An 18,536-nucleotide genomic window follows, 5' to 3' on the forward strand; every position below is an offset into this window, starting at 1 on the left:
TATAAATAGTTGATTAATAGTTATAAAGCAGTTCTTTTAAGAGCTGCTTTTTACTTTTAAGGTATAATATAATACACTCATATCCAAAAAGGTGTCATTCGAGGAAGTTAAAGATGAAAAAGCTCTTTTGTTGTAGATATTTGGAGTGCTCAAGCTAAGAAGAGCACTTAATTTAATTTATTGGGGAAGAAATTAAATTATTTAAATAAGGGGTAAAAAGCAGCTTTTTAAAAGCTGCTTTTTTTAGATATATTATTAACCTTTATAAAAAGGTAACTTCACTACTTTAGCAGGAATTTGTTTCTTACGAACTTGAATAAAAATATCACTATCAACTTTAGAGTTTTCTTTAGTAACATATCCTAATCCAATTCCTTTTCCTAACGACGGACTCATCGTTCCTGAAGTAACACGACCAATATTGTTTCCATCGGTATCAACAATTTCGTAATCATGACGAGGAACACCACGTTCAGTTAATTCAAATGCAACTAATTTACGAGTAACACCCGCTTCTTTTTGAGCTTTTAAAGCTTCAGCATTTACAAAGTCTTTCGTAAACTTAGTAATCCATCCTAAGCCAGCTTCTAAAGGAGAGGTCGTATCGTCAATATCGTTACCATATAAGCAATATCCCATTTCTAAACGTAAAGTATCACGAGCAGCCAACCCAATAGGCTTAATTCCCCAATCTTTACCAGCTTCAAAAACCTTGTTCCAAAGTTGTTCAACATCTTCATTTTTTACATATACTTCAAATCCACCAGAACCAGTATATCCAGTAGCAGAAACTACTACATTCGGAATTCCAGCAAAATCAGTGATTTCAAAAGTGTAAAATTTAATATTCGATAAATCAACTGAAGTTAACGACTGCATTGCTTCTGCTGCTTTTGGCCCTTGAATAGCTAATAACGACCACTCTTCAGAACGGTTTTCCATTTCAACATTTAAATCGTTGTGTTGAGAAATCCAGTTCCAATCTTTTTCAATATTAGAAGCGTTTACTACCAACATATACTCATTTTCAGCAATCATGTAAATAATTAAATCATCTACAATTCCTCCATCAGCATTCGGCATACAGCTGTACTGTGCTTTTCCAGGAACTAATTTAGAAGCATCGTTAGAAGATATTTTTTGAATTAAAGCCAATGCATTTTCTCCTTTTAAAAAGAACTCTCCCATATGACTTACATCAAAAACACCAACTCCTTTTCTAACAGTTTCGTGTTCAGCAGTTACTCCTTCGTATTGTACAGGCATGTTATAACCTGCAAAAGGAACCATTTTTGCTCCTAAAGCCTCATGTACATGTGATAAAGCTGTATTTTTCATTATTTTGTATTGTTTGTTTTAAAAAAGTGTTGCTAAAGTATTGAAAAATTAGCAAACAAAAGGGACGGATGTGTTTAATATTATAGAACGATATTACCCAAATGTTTGTTAATATTTTCTTAGTCTTCGTTAAGAGTGGTAGATTTGAGAAAAGATTAAAGAAAAGTAATTGTTGTAATGTGTTAGTATTTGAAACGACAATTCAAACAAAAAATAATTTAATGAAATTCAACAGAAAAACAATCTCAAACATTGTATTTGTCGTTATTATTGGTTTGTTACTATATCCGCCAACAAAAGTCTATTTTATTCGATTGGTTTCGTTTTCACCTTCAACCATTACTGAAGAACAAAGAGAAGAACTAGTAGAATATAACTGGAAATTAAAAGGGTTAAACACTACGAATATAGATTTTAATGAAACAAAAGATAAAGTAGTTTTTGTAAATTTTTGGGCAACTTGGTGTCCACCTTGTATTGCCGAAATGCCAAGTATTCAAAAGTTATATGACGATTATAAAGACAAGGTTGAATTTGTATTTGTGAGTAACGAAGATTGGACAACTATTGAGGCTTTTTATAAAGACAAAGGGTATGATTTACCAACGTATAACATTTTATCAAAAGTACCAGATCAACTAGTAAGCAATTCAATTCCTGCGACGTTTATAATTGATAAGAATGGAACTATTGTCGTAGATAAAAAAGGACCTGCTGATTGGAATAGTGATAAATTTAGAATTTTGTTAGACGAATTACTACAATAGAATATTTACCTTTGTAGCATGAGTCAAGAACAACCAAACAATCCGCTTCACGGAATAAAACTAGCCACCATGTTAGAAGAATTATACTTGGAGTATGGTTGGGAAGAAATGGGAGAGATGTTAAATATAAATGCCTTTAAAAAGAATCCAACCTATACCTCTAGTTTAAAATTTTTAAGAACAACACCTTGGGCGAGAGCTAAAGTAGAAAGGTTGTACTTAGAAATGATAAGTAATTAAATCAAACAACCCTATAGAGTTTAGTATAAAATACCGTACAAGCTAAAGGTTAAATACACAAACTTAGTATTTATAGTCTACTCATTTTTGTGTAGTTTTGATGTTAGATGAAGAAAACCACTTTTTACATACTTCCTGTTTTATTTCTGCTAATTATTTCTTGTTCCAAAACAGTAAAGGAACAAGCCTTAACTATGAAAGATGTTTTTCCTACACAGAAAAATACAGACTCAACTTTTGTTTTTGATTTAGATACAATTATTAGTTTCAAAAACTATATAGAAAAATGCGAGTATTATGAGGAGATTACTCACAAGAAACAGTATGTAAGAACACAAAATAATGATATACCCTTAAATATTAATTTTTTTATAAAGTGTCATTTGCCAACTTTTTGTATTAAAGAAAAAAATACAATTGTATTGGAAGGCGACTTTAAAGAAGAAAAAACACTTTTTTTTCATGAAGATGAAAAAGTTCTTAGTGTTAAAAATTTTGAAGAGTATTTAAATAAACAGTTGTTAAATTGGGGAAAAGATTATGAATATTCTGATAGTCCAGATAGAAGTATAATACTATTTAGGTATCGCGATTTAACTAAAAAATCTAAAGAAAGAGTATATAAAGCATTGAATACTATATCAGTATCATATTTTAATTTTATTAATAGTTTTAAAAATAAAAATATAGATTCTTTAAAGAGAGTATATCCTCTTCAAATATTATTGGAAAAAGACTTCAGATTGTTTGATAAGAAGGGTAATTTAAAAGAGTTTCCGCCACCCCCACCACCAGCTCCATTAGAAATAGTAGAATAATGTCATACTTCATCGACGTCATATTACCCATTCCGCTGCAAAAAACGTTTACCTATACGGTAACCGAAGCAGAAGCTTCTTTTTTAAAAAAAGGAATGCGTGTAGCGGTTTCTTTCGGAAAAAGTAAGATATATACCGCATTGGTGTTTAACATTCACCAAAATGCACCCGAAGTATACGAAGCCAAAGACATTCATCAAATATTAGATGATACGCCTATTATAACGGAACAACAGTTAAAACATTGGCAGTGGATTTCGAGCTATTATATGTGTTCGTTAGGAGATGTATATAGAGCAGCTTTACCATCCGCTTTTCTGTTAGAAAGTGAAACCATCATCTATAAAAATGAAAACTTTGGAGAAGAATCTATATTAACCGATGAAGAGTTTTTAATTTTTGAAGCCTTACAGCATCATTCACAATTAACCATTCATCAAGTTGCTGATATTTTAGGAAAGAAAACCGTACTTCCTATCATTAATGGGTTAATAGAGAAGAGTGCGATTTACATTAAAGAAGAAATTTACGAAACATACAAACCAAAACTGGTTAAGTATGTTCGGTTACATAACAACTATAACTCAAATGAAGGCTTACAAGCGCTTTTAGAGGAACTTTCAAGAGCTAAAAAGCAACGAGAAGCTGTGTTAACGTATTTTCAGTTAGCAGCGGCTAAAAAGCCAATAAAAGCAAAAGATTTAGAAGATCAATCGGGAGCCTCTTCCGCAGTTTTAAAAGCCTTGGTAGAGAAAGATATTTTTGAGTTTTATCATATTCAAACCGATCGAATTAACTATCAAGGAGAAACGAATCAGATAAAAGAATTGAACGAGTTTCAGCAGGAAGCTTTTAACCAAATAAAAACGTCTTTTGAAACACAACAAGTAAGTTTATTACACGGGGTTACAGGGTCTGGTAAAACAGAAATTTATGTGAAACTGATTAAAGAAGTGATTGCTGAAGGAAAACAGGTATTGTTTTTACTACCAGAAATCGCTTTAACAACCCAAATCATCACCCGTTTACAAAATTATTTTGGAAACTTTATTTCGGTATTCCATTCAAAATACTCAATGAACGAACGGGTAGAGGTGTGGAATAACGTGTTAGAAAACAAACCGAAAGCACAAATTGTTTTAGGAGCGCGTTCTTCGTTGTTTTTACCATTTTCAAACTTAGGGTTGATTGTAGTAGATGAAGAGCACGAAACGTCTTACAAACAGTTTGAACCGTCACCTCGTTATAACGCACGCGATGCTTCGGTAGTATTAGGTCATTTACATCAAGCAAAAGTATTGTTAGGTTCTGCAACACCATCAATAGAGAGTTATTTCAATGCTGAGCAAAACAAATATGGATTTATAGAATTAACGCGTCGTTTTGGAAACATTCAGTTGCCAAAAATTGAATTGATAGACATTAAAGAAAAGCATCGAAAAAAGGAAATGAACGGCCATTTTTCGGATCGTTTACTAAAAATGATTACCGAAGCCTTAGACGAAAAAGAACAGGTTATTTTATTTCAAAACCGACGTGGATTTTCGCCTGTGGTAGAGTGTACTACTTGTGGGGTGTCTCCTCAGTGTCCGAATTGTGATGTGAGTTTAACCTATCATAAATTCCGTAAGGAGTTGAAATGTCATTATTGTCATTACCAACGTGCGATGCCGAACAGTTGTGGTGCTTGTGGAAGTGCTACCTTAGACACCAAAGGTTTTGGAACGGAGCAAATAGAGTTGGAGCTCAAAGAGCTATTTCCAAATCATAACATTGGACGAATGGACTTGGATACCACGCGAGGTAAATATGGGTATCAAAAGATTATTGGGGCTTTTGAAGCCCAAGAAATTGATATTTTAGTAGGAACGCAAATGCTTTCTAAAGGATTGGATTTTGAAAACGTATCGTTGGTAGGAATCTTAAATGCAGATGCTATGCTCAACTTCCCTGATTTTAGAGCACATGAACGTGCCTTTCAGTTGATGGTACAAGTATCGGGTAGGGCAGGACGTACCAAAAAACAAGGGAATGTAGCCATACAAACCTACAATCCTTATCATCAGATTTTACAGCAGGTATCTACCAATAATTATACAGAAATGTATAAAGAACAGTTGCAAGATCGTTGGCAGTTTCATTATCCGCCGTACTATCGTTTGATAAAAATAACTTTAAAACATAAAGATTATACGCGTGTTGATAACGGTATCAACTGGTTAGCCAAAGCGTTACAAAATGTATTTCATGAAAATGTATTAGGCCCCACAGCGCCTGCGGTTTCTCGTATTCGTAACCAGTATATAAAGAATTTAGTGATTAAAATTCCGCCAAAACAATCCTTAGGAAAAACCAAAGAACAGCTACAAAAAATTAAAAATACCTTTGAAGCAGTCAAAGATTTTAGACCCATCCGTTTTATTGTGGATGTGGATGCTTATTAAAATTTTCGGTAACGTGTTTGTGTATGATTTCGTTGCGGATTGGTTTGAAACTAAGATAGCTAAAATTACCGACTTTTATGCTTGGCGCGGTTGTGTCCGCAGGACACAAAGCCGCAATTGTTGTTATACGGTGTTAGGCAACGTTTTTATTTTTCCATCATTAGTTTCAATTCTTCAATTGTTGGTTCTTTTCCATTCAATTTTCTGTGTAACATAGAATGACAATTCGGACAAACAGGAATTAAGTCTTTCTTATAATTTATTTTATAATTCTTTCCGATTTCGTTAATTGGAACTATATGATGAATGTGAATAAAATCTTCTCCAATTTCTCCATAAACTTTTTTAAAATTCAGATTACATACTTTACAATTAAGTCCGTGATAATTTACTGCATTTTCTCGTGCTTTTGAACTTCGTTCGTATTTATTTACTATTACTGTTTTTTTTGCTCCTTCGTATTCCGTTTCACTTTCTTTTAAAGTTTCTGGAAAAAAGTCAGTTTGATAATTATCTGTAAAATAAGTGTCAATGTACTTTTGTAGAATTTCGTTTTTAATTTTCATTGGACCTTGAGGTGCTGCTTTCAGTCCATTTTTTTTAAGATTCACAAGTTTCATTCTGTTATTTGAAATCTGCTCAATTAGCCTTAAAGTCATAAATTTTCCATCTAAAGATTTTAAATATTCTTCTTGGTCAAACCAATATTCTTTATCGTCTCTAATTTGTGAAGAGTCTAAGTCAATTCTTTCTACTATACATTTGTACTGCAACATCATTAAAGGTCGAGTACAATAAATATAAACGATATCTCCAACTTCAAATTTAGTTTTTCCTTGTCGCCAATCTATTGAACCATAATGTTCAAATGAACTTGAATGGTCGTACATTTTGGAATTTGCTGAAATTATCCAATTCATTACTCTTTGAGATTTAATTTAGGCGGATTTTCTATTGCATTTTTAATTACTTGCGCAACAGTTTCTTTAGTTATTCCTTTAGAATTACAATATGTACTTTTTAACCAATCTTCTAATAATTTTGCTCCTTTACTGGCATTACAAGAAGTACAACATAATGAAATGTTGTCAATTGAATTAATCCTTATATCATTTACTATATGTTCCCAAGTTGGTTTAGTTTTTCTCGATTTATGTTCAATTGAAAAATCCACACCACAATAAACACAAGCTAAATCTCTTTTGATAACATATTGTTCTGTTTCTTTGGGAATTCCCCATTTGTTTGCCATACGGATTTTTTAATGTTGCCTAACTCGTTTGAGAATATGAATCCGTTTTAATGATTTATATTCAACGTTAGCGAAAGGTAGTAGAATTTAGGGTAAGAATCAAATTAAATTATATTTTAAAAATTCCGAATATCCACAATATCCCCATTTTTAAGTTTGTTTTGGGTGTCTATAGCAAAAATGGTTTCAGCAACGTACTCAGGAGTGTACAACTGGTCGTTTTCTTTTAAATCGATAAAACGTTGTACGTTTTTAAAATCTTTTTCATTGGTACTTCTAATATCAGTTTGCATGTTGGTATCAACCACACCAGGGTAAATAGCATTGCATTTTACGCCATTTTTAAGCTCGTTTTGTTCCGCAGCAATGGTTTTGGTCATCATGTCAATGGCTGCTTTAGACGTACAGTAAATACTCCAACCTTCATACGGTTTTACGGCTGCTCCAGATGAAATACTAATAATCTGCTTTTTACACATCAACTGTTGTGTCGCTTCAATAAACAAACTCGATAAAATAAGTGGAGTAGTAGTATTCAAATGAATACTTTTGGCAATATCTTCCGAAGGAATATTTTCTAGGTTTGCTATGGTACCGAGTCTTCCCGCATTATTCATCAAGGTAATCGATGAAACCTCCAATTTCTGAATTTCGTCTAATAACATTTTAAACGTGTTGTGTGTGGCTTTGGTATCAGATAAATCCACAGAAAGCTGTACTACATTTTCCAAATCGACAATGCTTCTGGATAGTGAGTACACTCTGTAGTTTTCTTGTGCGTATTTTTCGGCTAAGGCTCTACCAATTCCTTTACTTCCTCCGGTGATGATGATAATGTTCATAAGGTAAAAATACAAAATCTTATAATAGAGTGTTTGTGACTCTAAAGAGTATTTGGAACTTCATTGGATGAGATTCCTCTCTCGCGTTCGGAATGACGGTAGTCGATCGATTATTTGAAGAATTCTTTCGAATTCTCCCAATTGAAGTTATTCAAAAAATTCTTTTGAATTTTCCCAATTGAAGTTATTTGAAAAATTCTTTTGAATTTTCCCAATGTACATCCATTTCAGCGAGGGTCATGTCAGAAAGTTGCTTACCTTCTTTTTTGGCAGCTTCTTCTAAAAACTGAAAGCGATTGATGAATTTTTTATTGGTTTTTTCCAGTGCGTTTTCAGGGTTTACCCCAATAAAACGTGCGTAGTTAATCATGGAGAATAGTACATCTCCAAACTCTTTTTCTATTTTCTCTTGATTGTTGTTTTTAATTTCGTCGTTCAATTCAGAAAGCTCTTCTTGAACCTTTTCCCACACTTGATGTGGTTCTTCCCAATCAAATCCAACACCTGCAACCTTATCTTGAATACGATTGGCTTTTACCACTGCAGGTAAACTTTTAGGAACGCCTTCTAAAACGGATTTATTCCCTTCTTTTAGTTTGAGTTTTTCCCAGTTTTTCTTAACATCTTCTTCGTTTTCAACAACCACATCACCATAAATATGTGGATGACGGTCGATAAGTTTGTCTGAGATGGCGTTGGCAACGTCAGCAATGTCAAAAGCTTGTTTTTCGCTACCTATTTTAGCATAAAAGACGATGTGCAAAAGCACATCGCCTAATTCTTTTTTTATTTCTTGTAAATCGTTGTCTAAAATAGCATCTGCTAACTCGTAGGTTTCTTCAATAGTTAAATGACGCAGACTTTGTAAGGTTTGTTTTTTATCCCACGGACACTTCTCACGAAGGTCGTCCATGATGTCTAACAAACGATTAAAGGCGGCTAACTGTTGCTTACGAGTATTCACGATTTAAGCTTCTTTTGTAGTTGTTTCTTCAGCTTCAGTTAACGTACTAAAATCAAATTCAGCTTTTGCTAAAATGTTGTACCACTGAATTACTTTTTTAATGTTTGAAGTGTATACACGTTCTTCATCAAACCCCGGTAAAACTTCTCCGAAGTACTCCGTTAATTTATTAGCACTTTCTTTGTGAGAAATTGCATCTTTACCATCTTCTTTATCAGCAATATTTTTAAATACTTGCGCTAAAGGTACTTCTTCTTCGTACGTATAAATAGCAATGTTTTCTAATAAGCTTACGTTATGAGTTGCAGTAATAGGAAAACGTTTACCGTCAACAATAGATTTTACGATAACTCCTGTTTTAGTTTGTGATAAAATCTCATACAAACCTGGCTTACCTGTTACAGCTATAATTTTGTTAAATTCCATGTCTTAATGTTTTTAGTGTATAACTATTATCTCTTAGCATTAGGAAAACGCATGCGATATCCAGCGTTTACTTTCCCCTTAGAAATATTGTCTAATTTCTTTTTAATTAATCGTTTCTTTAGTGAAGAAAGTTTGTCGGTAAACAAAACTCCTTCAATATGATCGTACTCATGTTGAAAAACGCGTGCAGGTAATCCGCTTAACGTTTCCGTGTGTTTTTCAAAATTTTCATCTAGGTATTCAATAGTAACTTTTTCTTGGCGAAAAACATCTTCATTAACAGTAGGTATACTTAAACACCCTTCGTTAAAAGCCCATTCTTCACCTTCTTCTTTAATGATTTTAGCATTGATAAATACGCGATTAAAGTTTTTGAAAACTTCTTTTTCCTCTTCACTTAAATCGTCATCTTCTGCAAAAGGAGAGGCATCAATAACAAACAAACGGATGTCTTTTCCTATTTGAGGAGCTGCTAAACCAAGTCCGTTAGCATTGTACATAGTTTCTCTCATATCGGCAATTAGTTTTTCTAACTGCGGATAGTCTTTATCGATTTCTTTTCCTACTTTACGTAAAACGGGATCACCGTATGCTACAATGGGTAAAATCATTTACTTTTTAATTTTTAGGAACGCAAAAATACAAAGAATGCTTTGGGTAGAAAATTATTTGTTGTATAAATACGACTGCAAGATGATTGTAGCACTTATTTCGTCTACCAAAGCTTTGTTTTGACGTTGTTTTTTCTTCAAACCGCTATCAATCATTGTTTGAAAAGCCATTTTAGAGGTAAAGCGCTCGTCTACACGTTTTAAGGGGATAGAAGGAATCGCTTTTTCAAGCTTTTCGAGAAAAGGAAGAATAAGAACTTCACTTTCACTATCAGAATTATCCATCTGCTTTGGTTTACCTACTAAAAAAAGTTCTACATTTTCTTTTTGTGTGTAATCTTTTAAAAACGGAATAAGTTTAGAGGTATCCACAGTTGTTAAACCCGAAGCAATAATTTGAAGCTCATCGGTTACCGCAATTCCTGTTCTTTTTTTTCCAAAATCTATGGCTACTATTCTGCCCATTCTATAAGTTTTTGCAAAGGTAGCTAAATTAAACAAGGAATAAATATCTGTTTAAAAAATGTATCTTCGCGGTATATTATGGAAAGCAATTTTATTTTTGCTGAAAATATTTTAGAAAAATGACAGAATTACAATCAATTATAGAAAAAGCGTGGGATAACCGCGAGTTATTACAAGAAGAAACTACGATTAATGCTATTAGAAAAGTAGTAGATTTATTAGATGCAGGAGATTTACGTGTTGCTGAACCAACTGACAATGGATGGCAAGTAAATGAGTGGGTAAAGAAAGCAGTAGTATTATACTTCCCAATTCAAAAAATGGAAACGTTAGAAGCTGGTATTTTTGAATATCATGATAAAATTCCATTAAAAAGAGGTTATGAAGCAAAAGGAATTCGTGTAGTACCTAATGCAGTAGCTCGTCACGGGGCCTATATTTCAGCAGGAACTATTTTAATGCCTAGTTATGTGAATATAGGAGCGTATGTTGATGAAGGAACCATGGTAGATACTTGGGCGACTGTAGGTTCTTGTGCACAAATTGGTAAAAACGTACACTTATCTGGTGGAGTAGGAATTGGAGGGGTTTTAGAGCCTTTACAAGCAGCACCAGTAATTATTGAAGACGGAGCTTTTATCGGTTCTCGTTGTATTGTTGTTGAAGGAGTTAGAGTAGAGAAGGAAGCTGTTTTAGGGGCAAATGTAGTATTAACGATGAGTACAAAAATCATTGATGTAACAGGTGATGAACCAGTTGAAATGAAAGGAGTAGTACCAGCACGTTCTGTAGTAATTCCTGGAAGTTACACCAAGAAGTTTGCTGCAGGTGAATATCAAGTTCCTTGTGCTTTAATTATTGGTAAACGTAAAGAGAGTACAAATAAAAAGACTTCGTTAAATGATGCTCTTAGAGAGTATGATGTGGCTGTATAAATTTTTTAAGAATGAGAAGAAAGATTTTATGGCTTTTAAAAAAAATGACTTTTTTGCCTCAAAAAATATATTTACCATTTGCGTATGAATATTTTACTGGCAAGAAATTAGATTTAAATAACCCAGTTGAATTTAACCAAAAGCTTCAATGGCTAAAGGCTTATTATCATCCGAAAATATTAAATAAGTTAGTTGATAAATATGCTGTAAGAGAGTATGTTACTGAAAAAATTGGAAGTGAATATTTAAATGAGCTTTATGGAGTTTATAATTCTTTTTCTGAAATAGATTTTGATAAACTTCCTAATAAGTTTGTTTTAAAAGCTACGCATTCAAGTGCGAGTAATATTATTTGCGAAGATAAAAGTAGCTTAGATTTAAAAGTAGTAAAAAAAAGAACCAACAGATGGTTAAAATCTAATAAATACTATAGAACAGGTCAAGAATGGGCATATAAAGATGTGAAACCTGGACTTATTATAGAAAAATATTTGCAAGATGAAAAAACTAAAGATTTAATAGATTATAAGTTTTACTGTTTTAATGGAGAACCAAAGTTTTTAGTTGCTCAATCAGGTAAATTAGGAAGGTATTTTTATGATTTAGAATGGAATGAATGTCCATTTAGATGGAGAATTAAATATCCTAATTCAGTGGAAAAACCTTCAAATTTTGAGGAGTTAAAAGTTTTAGCTAAAAAATTAGCGAAAGGTTTTCCCTTTGTAAGAGTTGATTTTTACTCTGTAAATGATAAATCTTATTTCGGAGAAATGACTTTTTACCCAACAGATGCACGCGATGATTTTTATCCAAAAGAATATAACAAAATTATAGGAGATATGATTAAATTACCAGAATTAAATGGAAAAAAAGAAATAACATCTTTTGAGGTAAATTAAAACATTATTAAAATAATATGAGTTTTCCTATTGATGCTGTGATAACTTGGGTTGATGGTAAAGATGAACAACATCAACAAAAAATACTTCCTTATCTAAAAAATAAGGGAGTAATTACAAATAAAGAGTTTAGAACTCGTTTAGATCAAGTAGAAGAAATAAAATATTCGGTTAATTCAATTCTAAAGTATGCTAAATTTATACGCAATATTTATATTGTAACTGATAATCAAGTGCCTAGTTTTATAAAAAATAAAAAAGAAGGGACTTATGAGAATGTTTTTATAGTAGATCATAAAGATATTTTTAAAGAAGATACTCACTACCTTCCTGTTTTTTCTAACCGACCTATTGAAACTAAATTATACAATATACCAGGTTTAGCAGAACATTTTCTTTACTTTAATGATGATATGTTTTTGTTAAAAGAGACAAAGATTACCGATTTTTTTATTGATGGAGAACCTTTAATACGAGGTAAATGGTTAAAGTTTGAAGAAGAAAAACTTCATAAAAAAATATTTCGTTATTCAGAAGAGAGTAAAGCAAAACCTAAACATAAAAGAGCGCAACAAAAAGCAGCAGAAGTAGTAGGGTTTGAAAAACGCTTTTTTAGATTTCAACATATACCATCCCCACTAAGAAAATCGACATTTCAGGAATTTTTTAAAGAAAATAGAGAAGCGGAAATAGAAAATGTAAAATATAAGTTTAGAAGTGTAGCACAATTTACTCCGCAAGGTTTGGCAAATCACATTGAAATCAAAAATAAAACATGTGTTTTAAAAGACGATTATCAACTGATTTATATCCATAAAGATAAATATTTTGCTTGGTCCAAGTATAAACTTAGTGTAATGGTTAATAATCCAAATAAATTGTTTTTAAATTTACAGAGTTTAGATCAATGCCCAAAAGACAAATTAATATTCTTTTTAAATTGGTTAGAAGATAAATACAGGTTAGATTAGTGATATGAACGAAGTTATAAACAGCCTTAAATCAGGTAAAACTATTCTTTATCCTACAGATACAGTATGGGGATTAGGTTGTGATGCTACGAATGAAGAAGCGGTAAAAAAAATCTATCAATTAAAAAATAGAGAAGAATCGAAGAGTCTAATTATTTTGGTAGATTCTATTGAAATGTTGCAAAACCATGTAGGTAATATTCCTGAAAAAGCGTTAGAAATTTTAAAAGAATCTAAAAAACCAACCACTATTATTTATAATAATCCGAAAGGATTAGCACCCAATACCATTGCATCAGACAATACAATTGCTATTCGAATTCCAAAGGATGAGTTTTGTATTCAGCTTATTAAAGAGTTTGGAAAGCCTATTGTGTCTACTTCAGCCAACGTTAGTGGAGAGTCTACACCTAAGTCTTTTTCAGAAATAAGCGAAGCAATTTTAAAGAATGTAGATTATGTAGTAAATTTGCATCAAGAGAAAGTAGCAGAAAAGTCTTCAACAATTTTAAAAATTGAAGGTGATGATGTTATTGTGATTAGAGAATAATTGTATGCAAAAACAATATTTTAAGGAAGCAATTTCCGCAGAAATATTTCAATATATATCCCAAGCAGCTAAAGAATTACAACTAGAAAGCTACGTAATTGGTGGTTTCGTACGTGATTTTATTTTACAACGAGGCACAGCCAAAGATGTAGATGTGGTTGCTGTTGGAAGTGGGATAGAACTAGCCCAAAAAGTAGCCGAATTACTACCAAACAAACCAAAAGTTCAAGTGTTTAAAACTTACGGAACAGCCATGTTGCGCTTTCAAGATATTGAAGTGGAGTTTGTAGGCGCTCGTAAAGAATCATATTCAGAAGAGAGTAGAAATCCTGAGGTTTCTGAAGGAACCTTACAAGACGATCAAAACAGACGAGATTTTACGATTAATGCCTTAGCATTGAGTTTGAATGAAGATGATTTCGGATTGTTGCTGGATCCTTTTGGAGGAATAGCGGATTTGGAAGCTAAAATAATTAGAACACCATTAGACCCTGATATTACATATTCTGACGATCCGTTACGTATGATGCGTGCTATTCGTTTTGCTACCCAATTGAATTTTACAATTGAAGAAAAATCATTAAATGCAATTACAAAAAATGCTTCGAGAATTGATATTATTACTCGTGAGCGTATCGTAGTTGAACTGAATAAGGTTTTAGAGTCTGAAGTACCTTCTATAGGTTTTTTATTATTAGAAAAAACAGGATTGTTAGAAAGAATTTTACCAGAATTAATTGCTTTAAAAGGAGTAGAAGAGGTAGAAGGACAAAAGCATAAAGATAATTTTTATCATACCTTAGAAGTAGTAGATAATATTGCTAAAAATACTGATGATGTTTGGCTTCGTTGGGCTGCGTTGTTACACGACATAGGTAAGGCGCCAACAAAACGTTACCACAAAAAAATAGGTTGGACGTTCCATTCTCATGAATTTGTGGGGTCGAAGATGGTATATAAGTTATTCAAACGTTTAAAAATGCCATTAAACAATAAGATGAAATTTGTTCAAAAAATGGTGATGTTAAGCTCTCGTCCAATTGTTTTAGCAAGTGAGGTAACAGATTCTGCTGTACGTCGTTTAATTTTTGATGCAGGAGATGATGTAGAGTCTTTAATGACATTATGTGAAGCAGATATTACGACTAAAAATCCGAAAAAATTTAAACGCTATCATAAGAATTTTGAAATAGTTCGCAAAAAAATAAAAGAGGTAGAAGAACGTGATAGAGTTCGTAATTTCCAGCCACCAATTACTGGAGAGGAAATTATGAAAACTTTTAATTTACAACCTTGTAGGGAAATTGGTCAGATAAAAGAAGCGATAAAAGAAGCTATTTTGGATGGTAAAATTCCGAATGAACACGATGCTTCCTTTCAATTCATGCTAGAAAAAGGAGAGCAGTTAGGATTAAAAATAAATCAAGAATAAGGATAAAAAAAAAAGAGAAGCATTTGCTTCTCTTTTTTTTTTATCCTATTGACTGCATATCAACAAGTTTCTTATACATTCCACTTTTAGAAATCAATTCTTCATGTGTTCCTTGCTCTACAATTTTTCCTTTTTGCATAACTACAATCAAATCAGCTTTTTGAATGGTAGACAAACGGTGTGCAATTACTACAGAAGTTCTGTTTTGCATCATTTTTTCTAATGCATCTTGTACCAATTTTTCTGATTCAGTGTCTAAAGCTGAAGTTGCTTCATCTAAAATCATTATTGGTGGATTTTTAAGAACCGCACGAGCAATGCTTAAACGTTGCTTTTGTCCGCCTGAAAGTTTATTTCCGCTATCACCAATATTAGTATCATAACCATTCGGTAAGTCTTTAATGAACTCATGTGCGTTGGCAATTTTTGCAGCTTGAATAATTTCCTCTTCACTTTTACCTTCAATACCTAAAGTAATATTACTTTTTACGGTGTCGTTAAACAAAATAGAATCTTGAGTAACTAAGCCTTCTAATTGACGTAGTGAATGTTTTTTGATGTTTTTGATATCTGTTCCATCAATTAGGATTGCTCCTTCATTTACATCATAAAAACGAGTTAATAGGTTTGCTATGGTTGATTTTCCACTTCCTGATTGTCCAACTAAAGCTACCATTTTTCCTTTAGGAATGGATAAAGAAAAATCTTTTAAAACGTAATTGTCTTCGTATTTAAAAGAGATATTATTTATTGTGATTTCGGTATCGAAAGTTTTCTTATCAACTGCATTTTCAACATCTTCAAGAGGGTTTTTAGTTTCTAAAATTTCTAAAATACGTTCTGCAGCTGCATTTCCTCTTTTTACATTGTAACTTGCTTTAGATATAGCTTTAGCAGGAGTTAAAATATTGTAGGCTAATCCCATATAAGCAATAAAATCTTCACCATCTAAAGAACCATCTGTAATAACTAACTGACCTCCATACCAAAGTAGCACCGCAATAACTCCAATTCCTAAAAATTCACTTGCAGGACTTGCTAAGTTCGTTCTGTTTAATAGTGTGTTAGAGTAGTGATAGAATCGATTGGTTGAGTCTTCAAACTTTTGCTGAAATTCTTTTTCAGCAGTAAACCCTTTAATAACTTTCAGTCCGCCTAAAGTTTCTTCTAACAGTGATAAAAAATACCCTTGCTCTTTTTGTACATTATCTGATTTTCGCTTTAAACTTTTACCTATTAAAGAGATGATATACCCAGAAAGAGGGATGAAAATAAAAACAAAAAGCGTTAGTTTAAAGCTAATAGCAACCATAGCTACAATGGTAAAAACAATAGTTAGAGGTTCTCTTACCATCATTTCTAAAATAGATAAGAACGAATGTTGAATTTCTAGTACATCTGTTCCTATTCTAGCCATAGTATCACCTTTTCTTTTTTCAGAAAAGTAAGCAAGAGGTAGTTCAACTGTTTTCTTATATAAATCGTTTCGAATGTCTTTTAAAACTCCATTTCTTAAAAATGTAATAAAATACATAGCTAAGTAATTAAAAATATTTTTAAAAAAGAAAGTAATAATAACTAAACCAACAACAAGCATTAATGCCTTAGCTTTATCATCACCAGCAACTTGGTATATATAAAAAGATATAGTTTCTTTAAAATACTCGATTATTTTTGAAACACCTTCAAAAACTGGTTTTACAGTAACTTTAGGGGAATCAGGTTTAAAAATAACATCTAGCATTGGTATTAATGCTAAAAAAGAAAGAGTAGAAAAAAAAGCATACAAGATATTAAATAGTACATTTAATAAACCATACTTTTTGTAGGGAATGGCATATTTAATAATCTTTTTAAAGTAATTCATTATAAGTTTAATTCTTTAATAATACGTTGGATTTTAGCGTCTAAATCATTTTCTACTTGAACAAATTCATTAATAGTATTTAATTTAGTTTTTACACTAAAATAGAATTTGATTTTTGGCTCGGTACCACTTGGGCGAGCTGCAATTTTAGTTCCGTCTTCTGTGTGATAAATTAATACATTCGATTTAGGAATATCGATTGTTGTTTCTTCACCAGTGATTAAATTTTTTCTTGTTGAAGATTGGTAATCATATAAGAATTCAACTTTAGAACCGTCGATTTCAGTAAAAGGATTGTTACGTAAATCAACCATCATTTGTTTGATTTGTTGCGCTCCATCCATTCCTTTTTTTACTAAAGAAATTAGATGTTCTTTATATAAATGATGACGTGTATATAAGTTTAATAATTCTTTATAGAAAGAACTGTTATTAGCTTTTGCATCTGCAGCGATTTCACAAGCTAGTAGGGCAGAGGTAACCGCATCTTTATCGCGGACAAAATCACCTACCATATAACCAAAACTTTCTTCACCACCACCAATAAAATCAAGTTCAGGATGGTCTTTAATCATTTTAGCAATCCATTTAAAACCAGTCAATCCAACTTTAGTTTCAACTCCATATGAATCGGCTATTTCATTCACTAAATTGGTAGAAACAATTGTAGAGCCTACAAATTGTTTTCCATTTAATTTTCCTTGTTTTTTCCAATCGTTGATTAAGAAATCGGTCATCATACTCATGGTTTGATTTCCGTTTAACAAAGTCATGTTCCCTTCTATATCTCTAACAGCAATTCCAATTCTGTCTGAATCAGGATCGGTTCCCAATACGATATCAGCGTCAATTTTATTGGCTAAATCTACTGCCATTTTAAGAGCAGCTGGTTCTTCAGGATTTGGAGATTCTACCGTAAAGAAATCACCATCAGGAATAGCTTGTTCTTCAACAATATGAACTTGAGTATAGCCAGCACGTTTTAAAACTTCAGGAATTAACTTGATAGAGGTTCCGTGTAACGAAGTAAAAACAATTTTTAAGTCTTTACGACCTTTGATATCAAAAGTTCCGTTAGCTAAAGAAGCTTTCCAAAAGGCTTCGTCAATTTTGCTTCCGATAGAAGTTATCAATTCTTCTTTTGCATTGAAATTAATTTCAGAAAAGTCTAAAGAGTTTACTTCGTCGATAATTTCAGTATCTTGTGGAGGCACAATTTGCCCACCATCATTCCAATATACTTTATATCCGTTATATTCTGGTGGATTGTGTGAAGCAGTTAATACGATTCCAGCATCACATCCTAAGTAATTTACCGCAAAAGATAACTCTGGAGTAGGGCGCATATCTTCAAACAAAAACACTTGAATGTTGTTTGCTGATAAAACATTCGCAACCACTTTAGCCAACCACTCACTGTCGTGACGACAATCGTAACCGATAGCTACTTTTAATGCTTTATTAGGGTAAGTTTTGTGTAAGTAATTACTTAGTCCTTGAGTTGCTTTACCTAAGGTATATTTGTTAATTCGGTTGGTACCTGCGCCTACAATTCCGCGCATTCCTCCAGTTCCAAATTCTAAATTTTTATAAAAACGATCAGCTAAATCCTCAGCATTAGCGTTTATTAATTGCTGAATTTCTTGTTGTGTTTCCGAATCGAAAGCGTCAGAAAGCCACTGTTTAGCGTTGTTTAAAATCTCTTTCATGTGTCA

General features: G+C 32.3%; 19 protein-coding genes. 9 read left to right on the forward strand and 10 right to left on the reverse strand.

The window, feature by feature from the left end:
• Nucleotides 1-255 precede the first annotated feature (255 nt).
• On the reverse strand, nt 256-1,338 hold the full coding sequence (gcvT, locus tag Q0663_RS09415; RefSeq protein ID WP_299009993.1) for a glycine cleavage system aminomethyltransferase GcvT: 1,083 nt from the start codon (nt 1,336-1,338) through the stop codon (nt 256-258).
• Between the two features lie 221 nt (nt 1,339-1,559).
• Here gcvT and Q0663_RS09420 point away from each other — a divergent pair, with 221 nt between their 5' ends.
• From Q0663_RS09420 to priA, 4 genes are all read left to right on the forward strand, one after another.
• Nucleotides 1,560-2,105, forward strand: a complete 546-nt coding sequence (locus Q0663_RS09420; RefSeq protein ID WP_299009996.1) for a TlpA disulfide reductase family protein — start codon at nt 1,560-1,562, stop codon at nt 2,103-2,105.
• Nucleotides 2,106-2,123: 18 nt separating this feature from the next.
• Complete coding sequence (locus Q0663_RS09425; RefSeq protein WP_173360259.1) at nt 2,124-2,345, forward strand: VF530 family DNA-binding protein; 222 nt, start codon at nt 2,124-2,126, stop codon at nt 2,343-2,345.
• Between the two features lie 107 nt (nt 2,346-2,452).
• Entirely contained in the window at nt 2,453-3,163 is a 711-nt protein-coding gene (locus Q0663_RS09430; RefSeq protein ID WP_299010005.1) for a hypothetical protein, read from the forward strand.
• The gene (gene priA, locus Q0663_RS09435) at nt 3,163-5,607 is read left to right on the forward strand and encodes a primosomal protein N' (RefSeq protein WP_299010008.1); all 2,445 of its coding nucleotides are present in this window, start codon (nt 3,163-3,165) and stop codon (nt 5,605-5,607) included. Before Q0663_RS09430 ends, priA begins: the two co-directional genes overlap by 1 nt.
• 146 nt (nt 5,608-5,753) lie before the next feature.
• Here priA and Q0663_RS09440 read toward each other — a convergent pair whose 3' ends face one another.
• The 7 genes from Q0663_RS09440 to ruvX all read right to left on the reverse strand — a co-directional run bounded on the left by Q0663_RS09440 (nt 5,754) and on the right by ruvX (nt 10,167).
• On the reverse strand, nt 5,754-6,527 hold the full coding sequence (locus Q0663_RS09440; protein WP_299010011.1) for an HNH endonuclease: 774 nt from the start codon (nt 6,525-6,527) through the stop codon (nt 5,754-5,756).
• Nucleotides 6,527-6,859, reverse strand: a complete 333-nt coding sequence (locus Q0663_RS09445) for an HNH endonuclease (protein ID WP_299010014.1) — start codon at nt 6,857-6,859, stop codon at nt 6,527-6,529. Before Q0663_RS09445 ends, Q0663_RS09440 begins: the two co-directional genes overlap by 1 nt.
• A gap of 116 nt (nt 6,860-6,975) precedes the next feature.
• Nucleotides 6,976-7,701, reverse strand: coding sequence for a (S)-benzoin forming benzil reductase (locus Q0663_RS09450; RefSeq protein ID WP_299010016.1), 726 nt, complete (start codon nt 7,699-7,701; stop codon nt 6,976-6,978).
• A gap of 184 nt (nt 7,702-7,885) precedes the next feature.
• Nucleotides 7,886-8,665 (reverse strand): nucleoside triphosphate pyrophosphohydrolase, encoded by a 780-nt coding sequence (mazG, locus tag Q0663_RS09455; RefSeq protein WP_073183936.1) that lies wholly within the window; start codon nt 8,663-8,665, stop codon nt 7,886-7,888.
• Nucleotides 8,666-8,668: 3 nt separating this feature from the next.
• The gene (locus Q0663_RS09460) at nt 8,669-9,091 is read right to left on the reverse strand and encodes a DUF5606 domain-containing protein (protein ID WP_299010029.1); all 423 of its coding nucleotides are present in this window, start codon (nt 9,089-9,091) and stop codon (nt 8,669-8,671) included.
• 26 nt (nt 9,092-9,117) lie between these two features.
• Nucleotides 9,118-9,702 (reverse strand): peptide deformylase, encoded by a 585-nt coding sequence (gene def / locus Q0663_RS09465; protein WP_299010032.1) that lies wholly within the window; start codon nt 9,700-9,702, stop codon nt 9,118-9,120.
• A 54-nt stretch (nt 9,703-9,756) separates the two neighbouring features.
• Nucleotides 9,757-10,167, reverse strand: a complete 411-nt coding sequence (gene ruvX / locus Q0663_RS09470) for a Holliday junction resolvase RuvX (RefSeq protein WP_299010037.1) — start codon at nt 10,165-10,167, stop codon at nt 9,757-9,759.
• A gap of 119 nt (nt 10,168-10,286) precedes the next feature.
• On the opposite strand from ruvX, the gene Q0663_RS09475 reads away from it, so the two are divergent.
• Genes Q0663_RS09475 through Q0663_RS09495 form a run of 5 tightly spaced genes read left to right on the forward strand, consistent with a single transcriptional unit; the run spans nt 10,287 to nt 14,954 of the window.
• A complete protein-coding gene (locus Q0663_RS09475) occupies nt 10,287-11,102 on the forward strand; it encodes a 2,3,4,5-tetrahydropyridine-2,6-dicarboxylate N-succinyltransferase (protein ID WP_159614998.1) in 816 nt (271 codons plus the stop codon).
• Nucleotides 11,103-11,113: 11 nt separating this feature from the next.
• Complete coding sequence (locus tag Q0663_RS09480) at nt 11,114-12,001, forward strand: ATP-grasp fold amidoligase family protein (protein WP_299010048.1); 888 nt, start codon at nt 11,114-11,116, stop codon at nt 11,999-12,001.
• A 17-nt stretch (nt 12,002-12,018) separates the two neighbouring features.
• A complete protein-coding gene (locus Q0663_RS09485) occupies nt 12,019-12,972 on the forward strand; it encodes a Stealth CR1 domain-containing protein (protein ID WP_299010051.1) in 954 nt (317 codons plus the stop codon).
• A 4-nt stretch (nt 12,973-12,976) separates the two neighbouring features.
• Entirely contained in the window at nt 12,977-13,522 is a 546-nt protein-coding gene (locus Q0663_RS09490) for an L-threonylcarbamoyladenylate synthase (RefSeq protein ID WP_299010054.1), read from the forward strand.
• Nucleotides 13,523-13,526: 4 nt separating this feature from the next.
• A complete protein-coding gene (locus tag Q0663_RS09495) occupies nt 13,527-14,954 on the forward strand; it encodes an HD domain-containing protein (RefSeq protein WP_299010057.1) in 1,428 nt (475 codons plus the stop codon).
• A gap of 40 nt (nt 14,955-14,994) precedes the next feature.
• Here the strand turns inward: Q0663_RS09495 and Q0663_RS09500 are convergent, their stop codons facing one another.
• Both Q0663_RS09500 and Q0663_RS09505 read right to left on the reverse strand, forming a co-directional pair.
• Nucleotides 14,995-16,821 (reverse strand): ABC transporter ATP-binding protein, encoded by a 1,827-nt coding sequence (locus Q0663_RS09500; RefSeq protein ID WP_299010059.1) that lies wholly within the window; start codon nt 16,819-16,821, stop codon nt 14,995-14,997.
• The gene (locus tag Q0663_RS09505) at nt 16,821-18,530 is read right to left on the reverse strand and encodes a phospho-sugar mutase (RefSeq protein WP_299010062.1); all 1,710 of its coding nucleotides are present in this window, start codon (nt 18,528-18,530) and stop codon (nt 16,821-16,823) included. Before Q0663_RS09505 ends, Q0663_RS09500 begins: the two co-directional genes overlap by 1 nt.
• Between the last annotated feature and the right edge of the window lie 6 nt (nt 18,531-18,536).

Source organism: uncultured Tenacibaculum sp. (assembly GCF_947504135.1).
Lineage (GTDB): Bacteria > Bacteroidota > Bacteroidia > Flavobacteriales > Flavobacteriaceae > Polaribacter.

Coding starts and splice junctions, on each gene's coding strand:
- Q0663_RS09475 (WP_159614998.1), top strand. CDS start 10,287: ATGACAGAATTACAATCAATTATAGAAAAAGCGTGGGATAACCGCGAG.
- Q0663_RS09430 (WP_299010005.1), top strand. CDS start 2,453: ATGAAGAAAACCACTTTTTACATACTTCCTGTTTTATTTCTGCTAATT.
- Q0663_RS09495 (WP_299010057.1), top strand. CDS start 13,527: ATGCAAAAACAATATTTTAAGGAAGCAATTTCCGCAGAAATATTTCAA.
- Q0663_RS09505 (WP_299010062.1), bottom strand. CDS start 18,530: ATGAAAGAGATTTTAAACAACGCTAAACAGTGGCTTTCTGACGCTTTC.
- Q0663_RS09420 (WP_299009996.1), top strand. CDS start 1,560: ATGAAATTCAACAGAAAAACAATCTCAAACATTGTATTTGTCGTTATT.
- Q0663_RS09500 (WP_299010059.1), bottom strand. CDS start 16,821: ATGAATTACTTTAAAAAGATTATTAAATATGCCATTCCCTACAAAAAG.
- Q0663_RS09425 (WP_173360259.1), top strand. CDS start 2,124: ATGAGTCAAGAACAACCAAACAATCCGCTTCACGGAATAAAACTAGCC.
- ruvX (WP_299010037.1), bottom strand. CDS start 10,167: ATGGGCAGAATAGTAGCCATAGATTTTGGAAAAAAAAGAACAGGAATT.
- Q0663_RS09445 (WP_299010014.1), bottom strand. CDS start 6,859: ATGGCAAACAAATGGGGAATTCCCAAAGAAACAGAACAATATGTTATC.
- Q0663_RS09485 (WP_299010051.1), top strand. CDS start 12,019: ATGAGTTTTCCTATTGATGCTGTGATAACTTGGGTTGATGGTAAAGAT.
- Q0663_RS09440 (WP_299010011.1), bottom strand. CDS start 6,527: ATGAATTGGATAATTTCAGCAAATTCCAAAATGTACGACCATTCAAGT.
- Q0663_RS09460 (WP_299010029.1), bottom strand. CDS start 9,091: ATGGAATTTAACAAAATTATAGCTGTAACAGGTAAGCCAGGTTTGTAT.
- Q0663_RS09480 (WP_299010048.1), top strand. CDS start 11,114: ATGAGAAGAAAGATTTTATGGCTTTTAAAAAAAATGACTTTTTTGCCT.
- Q0663_RS09490 (WP_299010054.1), top strand. CDS start 12,977: ATGAACGAAGTTATAAACAGCCTTAAATCAGGTAAAACTATTCTTTAT.
- Q0663_RS09450 (WP_299010016.1), bottom strand. CDS start 7,701: ATGAACATTATCATCATCACCGGAGGAAGTAAAGGAATTGGTAGAGCC.
- priA (WP_299010008.1), top strand. CDS start 3,163: ATGTCATACTTCATCGACGTCATATTACCCATTCCGCTGCAAAAAACG.
- gcvT (WP_299009993.1), bottom strand. CDS start 1,338: ATGAAAAATACAGCTTTATCACATGTACATGAGGCTTTAGGAGCAAAA.
- def (WP_299010032.1), bottom strand. CDS start 9,702: ATGATTTTACCCATTGTAGCATACGGTGATCCCGTTTTACGTAAAGTA.